The organism is Candidatus Campbellbacteria bacterium (genome assembly GCA_034521025.1).
Lineage (GTDB): Bacteria > Patescibacteriota > Minisyncoccia > Phycocordibacterales > JAXHMZ01 > JAXHMZ01.
The window spans coordinates 168930-187814 of record JAXHMZ010000005.1; the positions used below are offsets into that span (position 1 = coordinate 168930).

Genomic DNA, 18885 nt, shown 5'->3' on the forward strand with positions numbered 1-18885 from the left:
TGGGGAATGGCGAGAGCGAGCACATTTCTGTGCTCGCGCCGGCGGGGAATCGAAAAGATCGAGTATATCGTACGGAGCGACAGCGAGTACGATACGAGATCTCTACCGAATCTGTAAGATTCGATTCTCCCTACTCGCACACTAGAAAAATCCCTTTCTGCGGTGATTTTACTTACTCTAGCGAGTAGACTTGTTGCACTGCGAGAGACTTAGGAGTTTGATTTAAAGCCCATATCGCTTGATTTTACAGCGTGCCTAGGATAATGTGGCTTTTGAGTTAGGTCTGGTTGTCAGATCTAAGCTGTACTTTCTCAGCCATAGAAAAGGAGAAGAAAATGAGTCGAAATTTTAGGGAGATGATCGGTCGGCATTGGTCTAGAGGGAATTTTGTTTGTGTCGGGCTTGATACTGACTTTGACAAAATTCCAAAGGTCGCCAAGGGCAACAAGAGCCATTATTCTCCGGAAGACATCTCCAGTGTTGTCGTCAGTTACAACAAAAGAATAATTGAGGCAACGCGAGACTTGGTCTGCGCTTACAAGCTAAACACTGCTTTCTACGAGAAACACGGTGCTAATGGCTTGGACGCGCTTCGTCAGACGATCGACTACATCCTCGAAACCGCCGCAGACGTTCCCGTGATCCTAGACGCCAAGCGGGCTGACATTGGCAATAGTAACGAGGCCTATGCAGAAGCAGCTTTTGCTTCTCTACGGGCAGACGCGATCACTGTTCATCCATACCTTGGTCATGCGGCACTTGAGCCATTTCTGGCACAAAGAAACAAAGGGATCTTTGTTTTGTGTCGCACCTCTAACTCGGGAGCTGGTGAGTTTCAGGACCTCTCCGTAGGGAACAATGAGCCACTATATCTCCGAGTTGCTAGAAACGTAGCTGACATTTGGAACAAGTACGGAAACTGCGCTCTGGTTGTCGGCGCTACTTTCCCCAAGGAGTTGGGCGAAATTAGAAAAACCGTCGGGAATCTGCCGATACTCATTCCGGGTATTGGAGTGCAAGGGGGCGACTTGAAGGAGGTCGTAAATGCTGGCAAAGATAGCCGCGGTATGGGAATGATAATTAACTCATCACGCGGTATCATCTTTGCCTCAGAGGGCGACAATTACGCAGAAGCTGCGAGAGTAGAAACCAAAAGACTCCAAGGCAGGATCACTAGATACCTACTCTGAAGCTCTCACTTAAAAGACCAGAGCCGCTGTGACTCAGAATAGCGGCTCTTTTTTGTTGCAAAACTGTATTTTGTGTGTAAATAAATGCTTCAATCTATAGATTGAAGCATTTAAGTGATCGTTTTCAGTGTTTCACGTGACACATTTTTAACGCATTTAAGCCATATTTATAGGACATTTTGTGTATAACTGTGGATAAGTCTGTGAATATGTGTATAAAAGACATTTCTTTTTTGTCTCTAATGTCTTTTCTAAAACGCTTAACCACGCTATTCTAAATGGACAATGCATCCATTAACGCATCTGGATATAGGACAAATCGGGGAAAATGCCGCGCTTCGTCATTATGAGAAAAGAGGCTTCAGATCAATACAGCAGAACTATCAAAAACCTTTTGGGGAGATAGATCTAATTGTAGAAAAAGATAAAAAATTGGTTTTTGTGGAGGTGAAAGAGTGTTTCATGTAAAACTTATTCGGATGTTTCACGTGACACACATAATCCCGCAGAGAATATTCACTTTAAAAAACGAAAAAGACTGCGCAAGACCATTGTCAGTTTTCTGTCGGAGATTCGACGACGGTTTCTCGGAGTGGCGTTTTGACGTTGCATTGGTGCTAGTAAACACTAAAGTAAGACACTCTAGGGTGGAGATCATTGAAGATGTTGTGCTATAAACAACGACAGATTGAATTTTTTATCTACCGGTGATACTATCAGTTGGCGTAAACGCAATACGGAGTGTGGTGTAACGGCTAACATTCCTGGTTTGGGACCAGGCGATTCCGGGTTCGAATCCCGGCGCTCCGAAAGAAGTAAGGATAAGAAAAGCAGGGCTTTTCCAGGGATTCGAAAAGATCGAGTATATCGCACGGAGCGACAGCGAGTACGATACGAGATCTGTACCGAATCTGTAAGATTCGAATCCCGGCGCTCCGAACGAATCCTCGCTTTTTCTTGACAAACACATGGTTTAACAATACAACTAACGCTGGAGACGGTGGGTGTTCTTTCTAAAGAGGTTTGGAGGCTTGTCTAAATGTTAGGTAAAGAAGTTCTCTGTATCGCGCATAGAGATGATACGCTTGCTTGTTTAGCGATCGAGGCATTGGAAGCGTATAAAGGGAAAACAGATATACACTTCAAAACAGAGTTAGCTGGGAGTGTGAGTATCTCTGAGACCCCGTGTGTAGTTTTTGTTACCTTGAGCGAAAGAGAAATAACCGACAATGGTAGAACCACCACAGGGAGTCTGCGATTTAGGGGCAAATATCTCAAGATATTGGGAGGCAAGGAGATTGAGTTGTATAAGCCCGCATGGGCTCCGAATGCCTATATGGTGGTTGCTCTGAAAAACGAGCTAAAGACAGTGAAAGGGGACCCAAAAGAATCTGAGGCGTTTGGGCAAGCCATCATACACGTTTTTGAAGGAGGTAAGGGTAGAAAAATAGTTCGAGCTCAAAAAGATACCTAAACTTCTTGGACAAACTCCAGGTGGCTTGCATAGCCACCTTTAAATACAAATGTCTTTTACAAATATTCTAAAGGACATATAATACAAGAAGTGTCCTTTAGGGCATCAACTATAAAGGACAAAATACTTATAAAGGACATAAAGGACAAATAACAATGAATTTAGATACAGTTATATTGGGAAATAATATAGAAGAATATTTACTAGCAGTGGCCGCTACAATAGTGGTTTACGCTATTTTGTGGGTATTCAAACAAATTACTTTTTCGTTTTTAAAAAAGAGAAAAGATAAACTGGGTGGCGACGTTGGTTACGCCTTATTCGAAATGGCTTCCTACGTGAAGTTTTGGTTCTATCTTGCTATCTCCTTGTATGTTGGAACACAATTTCTAGAATTATCGGCGAGGGCTTCGTTGGTGTTTGAAAGGGTCTTTTTAGTGGCATTGGTAGCACAAGCAATTATATTGGGCTCAATTTTCTTGCGTTTTCTTCTCCGACAAAAGTACGCCAAAGGAAAGAGCGCCACTATCCAGTCGGCAGTTGAGATCCTATCTACGGTGGCAGTAGCGCTATTGTGGATACTCGGTGTCCTATTTGTCCTTTCTAATTTTGGTGTAGAAATTACTTCTCTTATCGCCGGCCTTGGTGTTGGAGGTTTGGCTGTAGCTCTCGCTCTGCAGGGAGTATTGGGTGATCTTTTCAGCTCTCTTGCTATCTACTTTGATAAGCCGTTCGAGGTGGGGGACTTTATTGAGTACGCAGGAAATTTCGGTACCGTGAAGCATATAGGAATGAAGACCTCAAGAATTGAGCTTCTTAGCGGGGAAGAGTTTGTAGTGACCAACCGAGAACTTTCTGATGGAAAAATTAGAAACTTTACGCGCTTGGAAGAATATAGAGAGTCTATGAACTTTGGTGTTACATATGAAACGTCTCTTGATAAGCTCGAGCGTATACCAGAGATCGTTCAGAGTATAGTTGAGTCCATTGATAAGGCGCGCTTCGATAGAACTCATCTGAGCGGGTTTGATGAATCAGCGCTTACTTTTACGACAATTTACTTCGTAGAGGATAATAATTATGACGTATATATGGACACCAAGCAAAAAATAAACCTTGAGGTATTGCGCGCTTTCGAAAAAGAGGGAATTGAAATTGCTTACCCAACTAGAACGCTTCACGTACAAAAGGAGTCTCCCTACACAAATTCTCAAGCTACTGATTCCTAGTTGGTAAATGTTATACTACGGATTATGAGTAACGATCAAGAATACAAATACAACGGCAACGAATATGAAACTCCGGAAGAGGCGGAGAGAAGGCGAGCGGCCGAAAAAGAGGCTCACCTTAATAGTCCCGACGAGATTTTAGAGGAAGCGGATTCTCTGGAAGAAAGCCAGACCGTCCAAGGAGAGGTTGGCGATAACTTAACCGAACAATTTCCCACGAAAGATCAAACAGCAGGGGAGAGTGCGACAGGCGGAAAGGACGATGAAGAGTTCGGTTCAAGTGATAAATAGACGCGCTTTTGACTCGACCAAGGATTGATAAAGAGGTTTTGTTTTGCTACGATATCGTAGTATCTTAGCCACGACATGGTGGAAAACGGAGGTCGTTTGCGGGTATAGTTTAGTGGTAGAATGTCTGCCTTCCAAGCAGAAGACGAGAGTTCGATTCTCTCTACCCGCACATTACAAATTACTGAGACATTTCCGTCAGGAAATGTACTCGTGGACGATTCTCTCTACCCGCACCTTATAGAAAATATTCTCTTTAGCCGATTTTCTCGCAATAAGCGGGTATAGAGCGAGCAAACTGCAATAGCACACAAAAAAGCCCCATCTTGGGGCTTTTTTGTGTGTTCGATGGGTTATCAAAAACTATCGTACGGAATCCTTCAGAGCTTTTGCCGGTCGGAATTTCGGTACTCTCATAGCTGGAACCTGTATTTTCTCACCGGTGCGCGGATTACGTGCTTCGCGAGCCGCGCGTTTCTTAGCTGAAAAAATACCGAGCCCTGCAATGGATACCTCGTCGCCTCTTTTGAGGGCGTCCGTAATGCTGTTAACAAAGGTCTCAACAACTTCTTCTGCTTCCACCTTTGTTCCTCCTGTAACTTCCTGAACTTTGTTTACTAAATCTGCTTTGTTCATAATGTATTTAGAGTAATTGATAATGCGACTTGAAACTCTGACTTCAAGAACTTATGTTTCTTTAACTAAAAAGCTCTCTATCAAGCCATACTTTATCTACCTTTAATTATAGTATACACACAAAAGCTTGCAAGAGCTCTCTCTATGGTTTTCTATATCCTGCCTTACTTCTATCTGGCGTATTCTATTGTGCGGGACTCGCGAATAACGTTGACCTTTATTTCTCCCGGGTAGCGCAACTCTCCTTCGATTTTTCTTGCCAAATTTTTTGCCAGCTCCACCGCGTCTATGTCCGAGATATTTTCCGGAGTTACAAAAACTCTGATCTCTCGGCCGGCCTGTAGGGCGTAAGCTCTATCTATGCCATCAAAGGTCAGAGCCATATCCTCTAATTCAGAAAGGCGCTTGAGATAATTTTCTACCGAATCGCGTCTTGCTCCCGGACGAGAAGCGGAGATAGAGTCGGCAACTTGTACTATTTTTGCTTCCAATGTCTCGTAAGGATATTCTTCGTGATGAGCCTGCATCGCTTTTATGATCTCGGGCTTGGCTCCGAATTTTTCAAGAATACGTTTTCCTATTTCTACGTGCGATCCCTGAACTTCGTGATCAACCGCCTTTCCTATATCGTGAACAAGTCCGGCTGTTTTTGCTACTAACACATCAGCTCCGACTTCTTCGGCTATCATTCCGGCTAGGTGAGAGACCTCAATTGAGTGGCGTAATACATTTTGCCCGTAGGAAGATCTGAAATAAAGTCTTCCGAGAATAGACGTTATACGATTGTCTAGGTTGTAGATGCTACATTCATACACAGCTTCTTCTCCTTTTTCTCTTATTATCTGATTCACCTCGGCTTGCGCTTTTTCTATTTCTTCCTCTATCCTGGTTGGCTGTACTCGTCCATCTAGTATTAGATTTTCCAAGGCAACCCTTGCTATCTGACGACGGATCGGATCAAAGCTCGAAATCAAAATAGCGCCGGGAGTATCATCTATTATCAATTCAACACCGGCGGCTTTCTCAAACGTTCTTATGTTTCTGCCTTCTTTGCCGATTATTTTTCCTTTTATGTCCTCTGAATCTATGGATACAGAAGTGGACATTATTTCTGAGGCAACCGAGTTGCCTAAGCGGTGGATCGAGCTCACCAAGACCTCTTTGGCTTTTTGTTGCATTCGTTCCTCACCTGAGATATCAAGCTTTTTGAGACGGTGCATCAGATCTTCTTCGTAATCGTGCTTTATTACTTTGAAAATTTCTTCACGTGCCTCTTTTTCGTCCATATTTGAGATACTCGCGAGCTCTTGTCTTAACCTTTCTTCTAACTCTTTCGTTTCGTTTGAGTAAGAATCAAGCTCGCTTTGCTTCTCTTTCAGGCGAGACTCCTCGGAGTCCAGAGATAACTGCCTTTTGTCGAGAAGCTCTTCTTTTTTGATCAGGCGATCTTCAGTAGTCTTTCGTTTTTCGTCTGTGTTTTCTGCCTCCGTTTCAGCTCTTTCGCGAATTTCATCGGCTTTTTTCTGAGCGTCTGCGGTTATGTTTTTAGCCTCTTCTCGGGCTTCCAGAAGTATCTGTTTTACCTCCAGCTCCATAGACCCCCTTTTTCCTAGGGAAATGAGGAGGCGTAAAAAATAACCGACTGCGATCCCGACAACAAGAGCAAATGCTACATAGAGGAGCAACAGTTCGTTATTAACCATAATTTTTTGTTTGTTTCAATAATCAATTCCACTGTTTAATAATAAGTAATTCAGCCTATTCTGTCTAATTGAGCAAATAATAAGGCCCTCTTTTCAAAAGAAGGCCTTATATTATCGTCTTTCTCTTCAGAACTTATTTGTTGCTTGGTTTGGTGAGGACTTCGTCAATTATTCCGTAATCCTTGGCTTCTTTAGCTTCCATAAAGAAATCGCGCTCCACGTCTTTTTCTATCTTGGAAAGCTTTTGGCCGGTAAAGCCGGCTAGTAATTTGTTCAGTCGTTCGCGGGTTTTCAAGATGTGACGTGCTGTGATGTCTATGTCGGTGGCTTGTCCTGTGGCACCGCCGTGTGGTTGGTGGACCATAACTTCTGAGTTTTCCAGGGCAAATCTTTTTCCTTTTGCTCCGGCGGCAAGGGTAATAGCTGCTCCTGAAGCCGCAATTCCCACACACACCGTTGAAACATCGGGTTTGATGTAATTCATCGTGTCGATCATTGCCATCGTAGAAGTTACAGCGCCACCGGGAGAATTAATGTAAAGAGAAATATCTTTATCTTGATCCTCTTTCTGCAAAAATAGCAATTGCGCGATTATCGTATTAGCGACATCGTCGTCTATTGGTCCGCCTAAAAATACAATGCGGTCCTTTAGAAGTCTGGAGTATATGTCGTAAGCTCGTTCGCCGAACTGTTCTTTTTCGATTACTGTTGGTATTAACATGGATGTAATGTTACGTATGCTAAGTAGGGAAGTCAAGCTAGGGCGCTAGTGCTTCGCAGTCCTATTTAAGCGTTTCTAGGAGTCTTGCTTTTGGTTTTCCAAGAACTCAAAAACGTTTTGATTAGCAAGTTGTGTTTCTACGTATGTCTCAGCACGCTCTCGCTCTACTTGAGGATTTTGCTCCAAGACTTGATTTATATGAGGTTCCATATCCTCTTTTTTCGGTAGAAGCTCTTCTTGGGTAGCGATCTTATTGAGCAATAATTGCATCTTGGCGCGCTTTTCAGCGTGCGGCCTCCATTCTTTTTTCAGCTCCTCCTCGGTTTTGCCCGCCTGTTTTAGGTAATCTTCCATTTTCATACCCGCTTGAGTTACATCTTGGGCAAATTGGGCCATCATAGAAGCCAACTCACTTTCAACGACCATTTCCGGAATGGTAACTTCAGATTTCTCCAGGATTTTTTCAATAATAGCTAAACGATGTTTTTCGTTTGCCTGTTTCTCTTTATGGGTTTTGAGGTCTTCGCGCACTGTTTGCTCGAACTCTGCTACTGTCTTTGCGGGGGACACTTTCTGTATTTTTTCATCGGTTAGTGGCGATGGCTCTTTTTCTTCACTTTCGCCTGCTCCACTTTCGCTTGTCTCGTTGCTCTCACTTTCTTCTTTATTTTCTCCTTCGGATTTCTCTTCCCCTTCGCCGGCATTTGCTTGCTGTTCGCGCTTGTCCAATTCTTTCCTTACTTCCAAGAGTGCCTTCTGAACTTCTTCGTCGGTTACTGTTACTTCTTCTTTATCCTTATTCACCTCAGCTGCAATTTCTTTGTAGTCGGGAATCTCAACTTTTGGCATTACTGCTGTGTGAACCGTAAATTCCACCGGATTGCCCGGGGCAAGTTTGTTGAAGTGTACGTGAGGACGTCCAAAGATATCGAGTTTTTCTTCTCGAACAATTTCCGGATAAATTTCATTTAGCGCGCGACTTGCCATTTCTTCGTAAATAGCACTTTCCGATACGTGTTTTTTGAGAACATCTTCAGGTACATTTCCTTTACGAAAGCCATCTATAGAGACATTTTCTGAAAAAAACTTTAGTGTTCCTTCTTTGTGTTTTTCTACTTCCTCGGAAGGGATGCTTCCCGAAATTGAGATCTCTCCTTTTGAGTCGTCTTTTTCTACTTTTACGTTATATTTTTCAGTTACAGACATTATTTATGAGTTTTATTTACTACTAAGCTCGTCAAACTAACTGCGAGTAAGCGCAGCAGCTATCTTTTAAAGTCCCACTATACGCACAAGCGGGATTTTGTGCAAACGACTCTTTAATATTTATTGACTAAATTCAGCGTCTAGCTCGTTTTCCAATTCTTGGCCGAGGCCGTCAAAATCAGTATCTGAATTAAGTTCCTGTTCCATTTCATCAAACTCGTTTTCTTTAGGTTCCTCGTCTAGAGGAAGATCTTCCTGTACTTGGTTTTGTTCTTGATTTTCGCTTTCTGAGTTTTCTAAGGATCGTCCGTAGAAGTATAGTCCTAGAATAATTAACGCTAAAAGCAGAGCGCCGAACAAAAGCGCGTTTCGAAGTGAATTTCTCTCTTGTTTTCTGGGAGAATATTCAGGGATCGCGCCACCTTTTTCTTTTGAATAACGGCTTCCTTCTGGCTGGTTGTTTTGGTTATCTTCATCCATATTAATAATTGTTAGTTTTCAACAGAGTTGTTGCTCGTTTCTGTTTCTGAAAATTGTCTATAGGTAGCGCGAGCGCTCGCTAATGCTTCAACTAATGCTTCGTGAGCTTCTCTCAGTTCTTCACGAGCCGCTCTGAGCGACTCTTTTGCCTGACCCACCATCTCTCTTGGGGTGTCCGTTGTAATAACATCTTGGGTTGAATCAGCGATATCTGAAATACTCTCAGCGGCCTCGATTAGTTTCTCGCGAGCCGACTCGAGTATTTCTCTCGTCTCTCTTACATCTACGCCTCTACTTTCCATTTTGTCTAAACGCGATTCAAGCCGATCTGCTATATTTGAACGCCTAATAATGGCCTCCTCAAACCTTGTAAGTGTAATGTCGAGAGCCATTTGGATACGCTCCAGCACTCTGGCGTTTACTCGAGCGTTGACCTCTTGTCTTTGACTTTCAATTCGGTCGCGTACTTCTCTAACTTTTTCCCTTACTTCAGAGCGACTTTGGGGCTGTCCGTCTTCTCCGGGCACGGTTTCTCTTTGAGGGGCTACGTCTTCAGACTGCTCGTTACCTCTTTCTAGAGGCGTTCTGTTTTCATTGGTCCTCGCGTCACTATCATGAGTGTCCGCCTGCGCCATTTGTGTAAAAGTAACTAAAGAGGCGAATAGTAGTAAGGTACTTAATAGGGATATTTTTTTCATCATTTTTAATTTGTACTCTATTGTTATCGTGACCTCATTATACTGTACGCCAGAAACAAAAACACCAGCCCGTTGTGGACTAGTGTTTTTGTAATTTTAAATCTCAGAAAGGTTATTCTACTTCTTTTTTGTATATTTCTACAGATTTTTCGATTGCTTCGTGGGCTTCTTTTTTACCCTTGAATCCATGTATCTCTACTGGAACCTGCGTTGCTTTGTCGTCCTTTAGCTCCTTGTACGTCTCAAAGAAATGCTTGAATTCTCTCAGAGAGTGAGGATTTACGTCGTCAATGTCTTGGACCGTCTCAAAACGACGGTCGTCGGTTGGGACCGTTATAACTTTGTAGTCCGATTCGCCGGAATCGATCATTTCCATCACAGCAACAGGTCGTACCTTAACAAGAATGCCGGGATACAGAGGATAAGTGGTAAGCACTATTATGTCTAACGGATCGTCGTCTTCCCATAATGTCTGTGGAGCAAATCCATAGTCAAAAGGGAAGGGAGCTGAGGAATAATTAGCTCGATCAAGTGATATAAGTCCGGTATCTTTATCTATCTCGTATTTGTTGTTTGACCCTCTTGGGATCTCGATAATGGTATTAATTTCTTCTGGGGCGTTTTCTCCTAGCGGAATGTCTTTCCAAAGACTCATAATTTTCATTTAACTTTTAGCTTGTAATGATGGTTGTAGGTGCATTGTACTACACCTCTTTCTTTTCTTCTTCCTCCGCGTCCTCGGAAGCCGTCTCTTCCTCGCTAGCTGTTTCTGTCTCTTCTTCTGATGAAGTTTCGGTTTCTTCTTTTGCTCCTGTCTCTTCTTCGTCTTCTTCGGTGCTTTCGGCCTCGATGGCTTCTTCCTCGACTTCCTCTGTTGTCTCCTCTGTCGCTGCTGTTTCTTTGCCGGGAATGTTCTCAAGGTTGCCCTTTATTGTGTCGTCTGGGGCAGCTTCAACTTCTTCGTCACTTCCTACGGAGTGTATTTCGATCTTCCAACCCGTAAGTCTTGCCGCCAAGCGAACATTTTGACCTCCTTTACCGATGGCTAGAGATTGTTGGTCGGTGCTAACTTCGACAAAGGCCTTGCCTTCTTCTTCGTCCAGCTCTACCGACAAAACTGAAGCAGGGGAAAGCGCGTCTTCAATGAACTTGTGCGGATTGTCAGACCATTCGATAATGTCTATCTTCTCTCCGCCCAGCTCGGACATAACTGTTGAAACTCGTACACCTCGTTGTCCTACGAGTGAGCCGACGGGATCAATGTTTGGGTCGTTGGAGTATACGGCGACCTTGGAGCGCGAACCCGGTTCTCTCGCGATAGCCGTGATCTCGACCACGTCCGTTGAGATCTCGGGGGCCTCTGCCTTGAACAATTCTTTTAGAAAATCAGGGTGAGAACGTGAAAGGCGCAAAAATACTCCGCGTCCGCTTTCTTCTACCAAATAGAGGAGGGCGCGTATTCTCTCGCCCTGTCGGAATCTTTCTCCGGGTATCTGATCATCCCAACCGATGATACCGGTGGTTCTTCCGAGGTCAACGAAAACTGCCCCGCGCTCAATGCGCTGTACGGTTCCTGAGACGATAGTTCCTTCTTTTTCTCCGAATTCGTCTACAACCGAGACCTTCTCAGCTTCGCGAATTTTTTGAATGATCACTTGCTTTGCGGTTTGAGCCGCTATGCGTCCGTAGTCGTCTTTTTTCTCCAAAGGAAAGACAATTTCTTCTCCTACTTCGGCATCCTTTTTGATCTTTTTAGCGTCTTCTAGGAATATATGGTGCTCAGGGTTGTAGCGAGGACGTTCGTCTTCTTCCTCGCCGTTTGTTTCTGTCTCCTCGATGGGTTCGCCTGTTTCATCCGTTTCAACTACTCGTACGGTTGATTCATCAACCACGATCTTTACCTGAAAGAACTCTACGCCTCCCGAATCTACGTTAAATTGAGCGCGTATGATCTGTCCTTTTTTTCCGTATTCCTTCTTGTAAGCGGTAGCTAGAGCCGATTCTATGGCCTCTAACACACTAGCGCGCGGAATACCCCTTTCTTCTTCGAGTTCGGTAAGTACCGAATTAATTACTTTTAGGTCAAACATATATAAATTATTATTTTGTTGTTTCTCAAAACGATCTGTCTATCTCGCCGCAGAGATATGATGAGTTTTTAATAAAAAAGTCCCGTTTCGTCGGGATTTCAGTCAAACTATATTCACACCTCTTTGTATCTTCTAGGTTACTTTAATTTATATAGTTGTCAATAGACCTTTTCACAGGTGTGAGGTTGTTTATGTCTGTGTTACAATTCCCACATATGAATGGAAAAAGTATTTTAATTATTGTTCTTCTGTTAGCTGTAGTTGGGATCATCTGGCTTGCCGCCTCCGGCGATGAGCAAGACGGTGACAACGATCAGGATAACGAGGAGCAAGTAGAAACAAACGGTGAGACAGACGAAGACCCTGAGTCAGAGGGGAGTAATGACGACTCAGAGGTAGAAGGAGAGCAGAATGGTGAAGATGAAACCTCGGTTGATGACGAAGAAGGCGAGGAAGAAACCGTGATCACGTTTACGGACAATGGATTTGATCCCGAAGAAGTGACGGTCTCTGTGGGCGAGAGCGTTGTGTGGGTCAATGAGTCCAGTGAAGGAATGTGGCCTGCTTCAAATGTACATCCAACCCACGAGATATATTCCGAGTTTGATGCTTTAGGTGAAATTCCACCAGGAGAAGGCTGGGAGTTCACATTTGAAGAAGCCGGAGATTGGGGATTTCACGATCATCTGAGTCCGCAATTTGAGGGCGTAGTACACGTCACTGAATAGACAATCTATTATAAGGGACGAAAGCACGAAGCTCTGGTTTAAGCCAGAGCTTTTGTTTTGAGATTTACCCTTCCCTCATTCTCGCTTAATTACCAATTCGAGCACTTGACAGAAAAAGTATTTCAATGTAAAAGCAAGATAGATTGGTCTCATAGGGAGACCATCAACACCTAGAGGCCAAATGTGGCCCGGATCCAAGGAGGATCAAATGTTTGTACGTTTCAAGATCGTTCCGCTTCTCTTACTCGCCCTTTTTGCTCGGCGCTCCGCGCTCTGGGTAGAATCTTCGGAAGAGGATCCCCTACTTGAAGAAACTTCCCCTCAAGTTTGGAGCGTGGATCTCAGTGAAGCCGGCTTTGGATTGACCTTTACGCCAAACGACGACCTAAGGTCTGATCCCTACGTGGACTTTCTGGGGATCTAATGAAGGTGGAGGTTCTTGCGCAGAGCAACAACCCCGATCTTCACCTACAAACACTCCAAGGGTTCACTCGATATGACTTCATCGATTCAATTTCTGTGTGTGCCTTGGAGCGCGAGGAAAACGCGGAGCTGCTCGAGAGGATCGATAACGCTACAGAAAGCAACTTCGGTTCTTTCTATGACGCTTGGCTTGGGCTGTATGACAGAGAATGTGACACTTCCTTCTCTCGTCTTGGGTGGCCGAACCCTGAAGCCAATGAAGGCCTGGGAATGTGTTCGCTGGAGAGGGTTAGTGAAGTCTAAGTAGTTATCCCCAGTGAACTTCATGTTCATTGGCAATTTATATTATAATTAAAGTGTATATGAGTGTTTTCAAACTACTTTCGATATTGGTCTCAGCTGTAGTCGCTTTTCTATCTGTTGTCGCGTTGTTTTTGATGTTTCTAATGAGAAGGATCCCCCAACCGAAGAAACTTCCCCTCAAGTTTGGAGCGTGGATCTCAGTGAAGCCGGCTTTGGCGTATTGACCTTTACGCCAAACGACGACCTAAGGTCTGATCCCGACGTGGACTTTCTGGGGATCTAACGAAGGTGGAGGTTCTTGCGCAGTACAATACAACCCCGATCTCCACGGACAAACACTCGAAGGGTTCACTCGATATGACTTCATCGATTCAATTCTCGTGTGTGCCTTGGAGCGCGAGGAAAACGCGGAGCTGCTCGAGAGGATTGATAACGCTACAGAAAGCAACTTCGGTTCTTTCTATGACGCTTGGCTTGGGCTGTATGACAGAGAATGTGACACTTCCTTCTCTCGTCTTGGGTGGCCGAACCCTGAAGCGAATGAAGGCCTGGAATGTGTTCCTGGCTTGGAAGAGGGCTTGAGCGAAGTCTAAGTAGTTATCCCCAGTGAACTTTATGTTCATTGGGGATTTATATTATAATTAAAGTGTATATGAGTGTTTTCAAACTACTTTCTTTTTTATTGGTCTCAGCTGTAGTCGCTTTTCTATTTGTTGTCGCGTTGTTTTTTGATGTTTCTAATGAGAAGGATCCCCCAACCGAAGAAACTTCCCCTCAAGTTTGGAGCGTGGATCTCAGTGAAGCCGGCTTTGGCGTATTGACCTTTACGCCAAACGACGACCTAAGGTCTGATCCCGACGTGGACTTTCTGGGGATCTACGAAGGTGGAGGTTCTTGCGCAGTACAATACAACCCCGATCTCCACGGACAAACACTCGAAGGGTTCACTCGATATGACTTCATCGATTCAATTCTCGTGTGTGCCTTGGAGCGCGAGGAAAACGCGGAGCTGCTCGAGAGGATTGATAACGCTACAGAAAGCAACTTCGGTTCTTTCTATGACGCTTGGCTTGGGCTGTATGACAGAGAATGTGACACTTCCTTCTCTCGTCTTGGGTGGCCGAACCCTGAAGCGAATGGAGGCCTGGAACGTGTTCCTGGCTTGTGAAGAGGGCTTGAGCGAAGTCTAAGTACAGTTAATCCTCAGTGAACTTTATGTTCATTGGGGATTTATATTATAATTAAAGTGTATATGAGTGTTTTCAAGCTTACTTTTCTTTTTTATTGGTCTCAGCTGTAGTCGCTTTTCTATTTGTTGTCGCGTTGTTTTTCTGACGTTTTCCAACGAGAAGGATCCCCCAACCGAAGAGACTTCCCCTCAAGTTTGGAGCGTGGATCTCAGTGAAGCCGGCTTTGGCGTATTGACCTTTACGCCAAACGACGACCTAAGGCTCTGATCGACGTGGACTTTCTGGGGATCTACAAAACGAAGGTGGGAGGTTCTTGCGAGCAGACAAAGTCCGATCTCCACGGACAAACACTCGAAGGGTTCACTCGATATGACTTCATCGATATCAACTCTCGTGTGCGCCTTGGAGCGCGAGGAAAACGCGGAGCCGCTCGAGAGGATTGATAACGCTACAGAAAGCAACTTCGGTTCTTTCTATGACGCTTGGCTTGGGCTGTATGACAGAGAATGTGACACTTCCTTCTCTCGTCTTGGGTGGCCGAACCCTGAAGCGAATGAAGGCCTGGAATGTGTTCCTGGCTTGGGAGAGGGCCTTCTGATGCAGATAGAGATCCATTATCCCTGACATTATTGAAATGTTTGCCTACAAAAGGTGTTCGTGACAACTTACGCCACCCCTGTTAACAACAACTTGTTGTATAGTGAAAAGTAATGAACGACAAAAAGTTCTTCTATGTACTATTGATAGCATCTGTTGCCCTGGCCCTTGTTTTTGCGGTGCTTATTTTTGGCAAGGGAGGAGCTCAGCCCACAGGGCAAGATGAAGTCTATCAATATGCTTCGTTGGCAAATGAACACTATTCGAACGAAGAATGGAACAAAACAATCGCACACTGACTAACAAGGGTCGGCTTAGGCAAAGCGGGCTTCATCGGGTATATGGAAAAACAGGGGCTATGCATTTTTGAGATTGGCTCATGAGGAGCAGTACAATAATGATGCAGACGCCTCAGTTACAGACGAATTCGCAGAAGAAGCAATACGTAGCCTTGAAACAGCCGTAGAGCGTGACCCACAGGATCATGAAAGTTTGTTCTACCTCGGATACATTCACCTGTTTATGCGTGATAACTGGGAGAGGGCAGCCCCGTACTTAGAACGAGCATACGACCTTGATCCAAAAGACCCCGAGTATCTCATCGGTATGGGGTGGGTACATAGTCAAAATGCCGAAGAGTCGCTTGAGGATGCCCAGACAGCCGTAACGTACTACGAGGAGTCCATCGAGATCTCCCCGATGCCTTTGGCGTATAACGGACTCGGCCACGTACTGAGTAACGGTATAAACGACCAAATACGCGCAATAGAAAGCCTCGAGCAGGCGATAGAGCTCGATCCTTCTTACGTTTCTCCTTACCACAATCTTGCACTTGCTCACGCTCGACTGGGAGAGAAAGAGAAGGCACTTGAATATTACGAGGGAGTCTATGAGCTCACGGGCGAGAATGATACGCGGAGAGACGAATTACGTGAAGAGTTGTTAGCAATAGACACTATAAATATACAAGATGATGAATTGGCGCAATAAAATTACCGGCTTTGTTTTTTTGGTAGCCTTGCTAGCGGTTTTTGGTGGTATTGGAATTCAAACTGCAGACGCTTCGCCGCGACAGGGCTTTCCTCCATCTGCATCGGATGATGACGCGGAAGCAACAGACGAACCGTTAGTCGAAGGGACGGTAATACTTTAGAGTTCGTAGTCAGACGACGATGGGATTACAGACTAACCGAGTCTGAGCCAGTTACGACCAGAAGTTAAACCATGCTCCATGCAGCGGAGCGGAATGATACTGGCGACAGATGATGAATGAATCAGAGTATGGATGCAGTGGTGGCGATGTTATCGTAAAAACAATGAAACTGAGCGTCCTGGGGGGTTCGGGAACGGAGGTGAACAGCCAGGTAAGGTGATATGTTCAACCTGTGGCATAGAGGAGTCTTGATAGAAGCGGGAGTCGCGTCGGAATAGATGGCGGGTATCTGGAGCTGATGATCCCGAAGAAGATTATTGCGATCGTTTCCCTATGTCGAGGAGATGCAATGGTGGAGACGATGGAGGAGACGATGGTGGAGATGATGGTGGAGACGAATGCCCTCCCGGCGATGAGCTCGTGGACGGTAGGTGTGTTCACGTACCAGATCCAGAACCGGAGCCCGAGCCGGAACCAGAACCAGAACCGGAGCCCGAGCCGGAACCAGAACCAGAACCGGAGCCCGAGCCGGAACCAGAACCGGAGCCCGACCCTTCCGTTTTGAATATAAGCAGTAACATAGACAGCTCCGTCGCCCCGGGAGCGGAAGTAACGCGGTGGAATCGTTCTGTTACCTATGATTATGATATGTGCACTAGAGGTACTCGGTGGGGAGACTTTTCTTATCCATGCAACTTTCGCAGTATAGTTAATTGGTCAGAGTCTGGAACAACATACACAACGATTCGACGAATAAGGAGTTCAAGTTCTTCTGTACGTAGATACCTTGAGGCGGAAGATACACACAAAGGAGCTAGTTTTACTGGTTGGAGTGGATGTAATGGGGATACATTTACGATCGACGGAGGCGTCGGATAGATGCGGTAAGCGCAACGCACGCTGAACTACCAGAACCGTCACCGCTCAAAACCGAGGACCCGATACTCCCACCTCCACCAGCACCACAACCAAAGATCAACTCCTTCACCGCCAATCCGGAGTGGATACGACGCTACTCCGAAACTCGAGAAAACGACACCGACGGAAAATCAACTCTCAGGTGGGACGTCAAAGACGTAGACACCTGTGAAATGGAAGCGAACCCAGAACTAGAACCACCTCTTTCAATGGGCTCAATTGAATCCGATGGAAAAAAAGAAGTAACCGAGATCACCCGAACCACTGAATTTACCCTCACCTGTACCGGAGAGGATAGCAGTGACGAGGTCTCCGCCACCACCACTGTCAATGTGTTGCCGGTGTACGAGGAGTTTTAGTAAACATTTACTAAGTACATTAACAAAAACCCCGACCTCACTCGGCGTTTTCGCCAACTCAGAAACCATTTAAAACGATACGATTTGTTTTAGCTCCAAGCAGAAACTGCCACCAGAAGAGGAGTTGTTGAATGCAACAACTTCATCCGCCCTGCCGCGATTTCTCGTGGTCTCACCGTACTTTCATAGGAGTGGCCAAATTGGAAACGCTCCTCCCCCGACGACCTTGAGCCTACCCCTTTCACTAAGTGCCTGCGCTCAGTTGAACCACCGGAAGCCCAGGAAGCTTCGAACTCAGAGATCCGACTTGCCTGCCTGATCAAGACACACCCCGAGCAACAGCGTGAGGAGATGAATTATCATCCCATCCTGGGTAAGGTAGCGCGAGAACGAGCTGAGGACATGGCTGAAAATGGCTACTACGGAGGAGAGGACTATGGTCTTCCATACCCTCCTCACGTTGACCACGACGGCTTTGGCCCCAATTACTACATTTGCAAAGCGGGCTACATCATAGATCCTTGGATCTGTGAGGAGGCTGAAGAAGACCCGTTCATCAATACGGTTGAGTCGATTGGTTGGGGTTCGGGTAGTTCAAGGAGTTCCCCTCAAGATCAACTGAACGGTTGGTTAAATTCACCGGGTCATCGCCGGCACGTATTGGCTACTTCAGGCCCCCACGAAGTTGCGTCCACCAACTACGGCATAGGCCACGCCGCGACCGGTGATAGCCCCGACCGTCCTGGCAGATCAGCCAGTTTCTGGGTGTTCATTGCCGCACCTCCGCCTGAGTCGAGTGAATAGAGAAAAAGTACAAAAAACCAAAAGTGGCAGTACAATGAACGGGTCTACGGGCCCGTTCTTTTTTATGAAAATTCCAGCGTCAAACACCATGCCTATCATTGACAGAAAAAGCTTCCCAATGTAAAAGCAAGATAGAGTGGTCTCAAAGGGAGATCATTTACACCTAGAGGTCAAATGTGACCTCGGATCCAAGAAGGATCAAATGTTTGGCGTACGTTTAAAGATCGTTCCGCTTTTTCTCATCGTCCTTTTTACTCTGGTTACTCTGGCAGCTTGCGCTCCCGCGACGGATGCGTTGCCCGAGAGTAGCCCGGAGATTCTCTCTCTTGATGCCAAGAGGATAGACGGCGGAGAGAGAATGCGCTACGAATGGGAAGTCGATCCGAATGGCTCTACCGCGGATACGTGGCTTGGGGTTTGGACGGGCGACCCACAGCGCCCGGAAATCCCGCAAGGGGAAACGTGGCCGTTTTCTCTTGATGAATGTGACAATGAAGATAGTGTAACTTGTCACAGCGACTCGCGGGTGACTTTTGCATTTATTCTCGATGTCACTACGGGTGAGGAGGAATCCGGCACGACTTACTACCAAGTGTACGTCGGTAATTTCGGCCCTCCGAACGATTTTTCTACCCCAAGAGAGGTGGAAGTGAGTAGCGACATTCGCTCTCACGCGTACCCGTAAGGTTCAACTG

General features: G+C 45.5%; 25 protein-coding genes and 2 tRNA genes. 19 read left to right on the forward strand and 8 right to left on the reverse strand.

Translation table 11 applies throughout. The features are described 5' to 3' along the window. The first annotated feature begins 335 nt into the window (after positions 1–335). The 7 genes from pyrF to U5L75_03325 all read left to right on the forward strand — a co-directional run bounded on the left by pyrF (position 336) and on the right by U5L75_03325 (position 4353). Positions 336–1190: an orotidine-5'-phosphate decarboxylase gene (gene pyrF, locus U5L75_03295; GenBank protein MDZ7726578.1), complete on the forward strand. Its 855-nt coding sequence runs from the start codon at positions 336–338 to the stop codon at positions 1188–1190. Positions 1191–1475: 285 nt separating this feature from the next. Further along, on the forward strand, positions 1476–1658 hold the full coding sequence (locus U5L75_03300; protein MDZ7726579.1) for a YraN family protein: 183 nt from the start codon (positions 1476–1478) through the stop codon (positions 1656–1658). Positions 1659–1927: 269 nt separating this feature from the next. Next, positions 1928–2000 (forward strand) — tRNA-Pro (locus U5L75_03305). Between the two features lie 229 nt (positions 2001–2229). After that, the gene (locus U5L75_03310) at positions 2230–2664 is read left to right on the forward strand and encodes a hypothetical protein (protein MDZ7726580.1); all 435 of its coding nucleotides are present in this window, start codon (positions 2230–2232) and stop codon (positions 2662–2664) included. A 155-nt stretch (positions 2665–2819) separates the two neighbouring features. After that, entirely contained in the window at positions 2820–3893 is a 1074-nt protein-coding gene (locus U5L75_03315; GenBank protein ID MDZ7726581.1) for a mechanosensitive ion channel family protein, read from the forward strand. Between the two features lie 24 nt (positions 3894–3917). Beyond that, positions 3918–4184 carry a hypothetical protein gene (locus U5L75_03320; GenBank protein ID MDZ7726582.1) on the forward strand — a complete coding sequence of 89 codons (267 nt, stop codon included), beginning with the start codon at positions 3918–3920 and terminating at the stop codon, positions 4182–4184. A 98-nt stretch (positions 4185–4282) separates the two neighbouring features. Continuing rightward, positions 4283–4353: transfer RNA gene (locus U5L75_03325), tRNA-Gly, on the forward strand. 191 nt (positions 4354–4544) lie between these two features. On the opposite strand, the gene U5L75_03330 is transcribed toward U5L75_03325, so the two are convergent. From U5L75_03330 to nusA, 8 genes are all read right to left on the reverse strand, one after another. Continuing rightward, positions 4545–4817 (reverse strand): HU family DNA-binding protein, encoded by a 273-nt coding sequence (locus U5L75_03330; protein MDZ7726583.1) that lies wholly within the window; start codon positions 4815–4817, stop codon positions 4545–4547. A gap of 170 nt (positions 4818–4987) precedes the next feature. Continuing rightward, a complete protein-coding gene (gene rny / locus U5L75_03335) occupies positions 4988–6520 on the reverse strand; it encodes a ribonuclease Y (GenBank protein MDZ7726584.1) in 1533 nt (510 codons plus the stop codon). A gap of 133 nt (positions 6521–6653) precedes the next feature. Then, positions 6654–7241 (reverse strand): ATP-dependent Clp protease proteolytic subunit, encoded by a 588-nt coding sequence (locus U5L75_03340; protein MDZ7726585.1) that lies wholly within the window; start codon positions 7239–7241, stop codon positions 6654–6656. A gap of 75 nt (positions 7242–7316) precedes the next feature. After that, positions 7317–8447 (reverse strand): trigger factor, encoded by a 1131-nt coding sequence (locus U5L75_03345; protein ID MDZ7726586.1) that lies wholly within the window; start codon positions 8445–8447, stop codon positions 7317–7319. 120 nt (positions 8448–8567) lie between these two features. Beyond that, positions 8568–8927 (reverse strand): hypothetical protein, encoded by a 360-nt coding sequence (locus U5L75_03350; GenBank protein ID MDZ7726587.1) that lies wholly within the window; start codon positions 8925–8927, stop codon positions 8568–8570. A gap of 11 nt (positions 8928–8938) precedes the next feature. After that, positions 8939–9628 carry a hypothetical protein gene (locus U5L75_03355; GenBank protein MDZ7726588.1) on the reverse strand — a complete coding sequence of 230 codons (690 nt, stop codon included), beginning with the start codon at positions 9626–9628 and terminating at the stop codon, positions 8939–8941. 109 nt (positions 9629–9737) lie between these two features. Next, the gene (locus U5L75_03360; protein ID MDZ7726589.1) at positions 9738–10280 is read right to left on the reverse strand and encodes an inorganic diphosphatase; all 543 of its coding nucleotides are present in this window, start codon (positions 10278–10280) and stop codon (positions 9738–9740) included. 49 nt (positions 10281–10329) lie between these two features. Continuing rightward, positions 10330–11715 (reverse strand): transcription termination factor NusA, encoded by a 1386-nt coding sequence (gene nusA / locus U5L75_03365; GenBank protein ID MDZ7726590.1) that lies wholly within the window; start codon positions 11713–11715, stop codon positions 10330–10332. A 215-nt stretch (positions 11716–11930) separates the two neighbouring features. Here nusA and U5L75_03370 point away from each other — a divergent pair, with 215 nt between their 5' ends. From U5L75_03370 to U5L75_03425, 12 genes are all read left to right on the forward strand, one after another. After that, positions 11931–12443, forward strand: coding sequence for a cupredoxin domain-containing protein (locus tag U5L75_03370; protein ID MDZ7726591.1), 513 nt, complete (start codon positions 11931–11933; stop codon positions 12441–12443). A gap of 181 nt (positions 12444–12624) precedes the next feature. Next, positions 12625–12867 carry a hypothetical protein gene (locus tag U5L75_03375; protein ID MDZ7726592.1) on the forward strand — a complete coding sequence of 81 codons (243 nt, stop codon included), beginning with the start codon at positions 12625–12627 and terminating at the stop codon, positions 12865–12867. Beyond that, entirely contained in the window at positions 12867–13169 is a 303-nt protein-coding gene (locus U5L75_03380) for a hypothetical protein (GenBank protein ID MDZ7726593.1), read from the forward strand. The genes U5L75_03375 and U5L75_03380 overlap by 1 nt, the downstream gene beginning before the upstream one ends. A gap of 389 nt (positions 13170–13558) precedes the next feature. Next, a complete protein-coding gene (locus U5L75_03385; protein ID MDZ7726594.1) occupies positions 13559–13762 on the forward strand; it encodes a hypothetical protein in 204 nt (67 codons plus the stop codon). Between the two features lie 59 nt (positions 13763–13821). Next, positions 13822–14337, forward strand: coding sequence for a hypothetical protein (locus U5L75_03390; GenBank protein MDZ7726595.1), 516 nt, complete (start codon positions 13822–13824; stop codon positions 14335–14337). Positions 14338–14728: 391 nt separating this feature from the next. After that, entirely contained in the window at positions 14729–14983 is a 255-nt protein-coding gene (locus tag U5L75_03395; protein ID MDZ7726596.1) for a hypothetical protein, read from the forward strand. Positions 14984–15069: 86 nt separating this feature from the next. Then, on the forward strand, positions 15070–15255 hold the full coding sequence (locus U5L75_03400) for a hypothetical protein (GenBank protein MDZ7726597.1): 186 nt from the start codon (positions 15070–15072) through the stop codon (positions 15253–15255). Positions 15256–15322: 67 nt separating this feature from the next. Further along, positions 15323–15946, forward strand: a complete 624-nt coding sequence (locus tag U5L75_03405; GenBank protein ID MDZ7726598.1) for a tetratricopeptide repeat protein — start codon at positions 15323–15325, stop codon at positions 15944–15946. Positions 15947–16442: 496 nt separating this feature from the next. Continuing rightward, the gene (locus U5L75_03410; GenBank protein MDZ7726599.1) at positions 16443–16988 is read left to right on the forward strand and encodes a hypothetical protein; all 546 of its coding nucleotides are present in this window, start codon (positions 16443–16445) and stop codon (positions 16986–16988) included. A gap of 212 nt (positions 16989–17200) precedes the next feature. After that, a complete protein-coding gene (locus U5L75_03415) occupies positions 17201–17386 on the forward strand; it encodes a hypothetical protein (protein MDZ7726600.1) in 186 nt (61 codons plus the stop codon). 351 nt (positions 17387–17737) lie between these two features. Continuing rightward, positions 17738–18190, forward strand: a complete 453-nt coding sequence (locus tag U5L75_03420; GenBank protein ID MDZ7726601.1) for a CAP domain-containing protein — start codon at positions 17738–17740, stop codon at positions 18188–18190. Positions 18191–18326: 136 nt separating this feature from the next. Beyond that, a complete protein-coding gene (locus U5L75_03425; GenBank protein ID MDZ7726602.1) occupies positions 18327–18875 on the forward strand; it encodes a hypothetical protein in 549 nt (182 codons plus the stop codon). Positions 18876–18885: the final 10 nt, after the last annotated feature.

Coding starts and splice junctions, on each gene's coding strand:
- pyrF (MDZ7726578.1), top strand. CDS start 336: ATGAGTCGAAATTTTAGGGAGATGATCGGTCGGCATTGGTCTAGAGGG.
- U5L75_03300 (MDZ7726579.1), top strand. CDS start 1,476: ATGCATCCATTAACGCATCTGGATATAGGACAAATCGGGGAAAATGCC.
- U5L75_03310 (MDZ7726580.1), top strand. CDS start 2,230: ATGTTAGGTAAAGAAGTTCTCTGTATCGCGCATAGAGATGATACGCTT.
- U5L75_03315 (MDZ7726581.1), top strand. CDS start 2,820: ATGAATTTAGATACAGTTATATTGGGAAATAATATAGAAGAATATTTA.
- U5L75_03320 (MDZ7726582.1), top strand. CDS start 3,918: ATGAGTAACGATCAAGAATACAAATACAACGGCAACGAATATGAAACT.
- U5L75_03330 (MDZ7726583.1), bottom strand. CDS start 4,817: ATGAACAAAGCAGATTTAGTAAACAAAGTTCAGGAAGTTACAGGAGGA.
- rny (MDZ7726584.1), bottom strand. CDS start 6,520: ATGGTTAATAACGAACTGTTGCTCCTCTATGTAGCATTTGCTCTTGTT.
- U5L75_03340 (MDZ7726585.1), bottom strand. CDS start 7,241: ATGTTAATACCAACAGTAATCGAAAAAGAACAGTTCGGCGAACGAGCT.
- U5L75_03345 (MDZ7726586.1), bottom strand. CDS start 8,447: ATGTCTGTAACTGAAAAATATAACGTAAAAGTAGAAAAAGACGACTCA.
- U5L75_03350 (MDZ7726587.1), bottom strand. CDS start 8,927: ATGGATGAAGATAACCAAAACAACCAGCCAGAAGGAAGCCGTTATTCA.
- U5L75_03355 (MDZ7726588.1), bottom strand. CDS start 9,628: ATGATGAAAAAAATATCCCTATTAAGTACCTTACTACTATTCGCCTCT.
- U5L75_03360 (MDZ7726589.1), bottom strand. CDS start 10,280: ATGAGTCTTTGGAAAGACATTCCGCTAGGAGAAAACGCCCCAGAAGAA.
- nusA (MDZ7726590.1), bottom strand. CDS start 11,715: ATGTTTGACCTAAAAGTAATTAATTCGGTACTTACCGAACTCGAAGAA.
- U5L75_03370 (MDZ7726591.1), top strand. CDS start 11,931: ATGAATGGAAAAAGTATTTTAATTATTGTTCTTCTGTTAGCTGTAGTT.
- U5L75_03375 (MDZ7726592.1), top strand. CDS start 12,625: ATGTGGCCCGGATCCAAGGAGGATCAAATGTTTGTACGTTTCAAGATC.
- U5L75_03380 (MDZ7726593.1), top strand. CDS start 12,867: ATGAAGGTGGAGGTTCTTGCGCAGAGCAACAACCCCGATCTTCACCTA.
- U5L75_03390 (MDZ7726595.1), top strand. CDS start 13,822: ATGAGTGTTTTCAAACTACTTTCTTTTTTATTGGTCTCAGCTGTAGTC.
- U5L75_03395 (MDZ7726596.1), top strand. CDS start 14,729: ATGACTTCATCGATATCAACTCTCGTGTGCGCCTTGGAGCGCGAGGAA.
- U5L75_03400 (MDZ7726597.1), top strand. CDS start 15,070: ATGAACGACAAAAAGTTCTTCTATGTACTATTGATAGCATCTGTTGCC.
- U5L75_03410 (MDZ7726599.1), top strand. CDS start 16,443: ATGTCGAGGAGATGCAATGGTGGAGACGATGGAGGAGACGATGGTGGA.
- U5L75_03415 (MDZ7726600.1), top strand. CDS start 17,201: ATGGAAGCGAACCCAGAACTAGAACCACCTCTTTCAATGGGCTCAATT.
- U5L75_03420 (MDZ7726601.1), top strand. CDS start 17,738: ATGAATTATCATCCCATCCTGGGTAAGGTAGCGCGAGAACGAGCTGAG.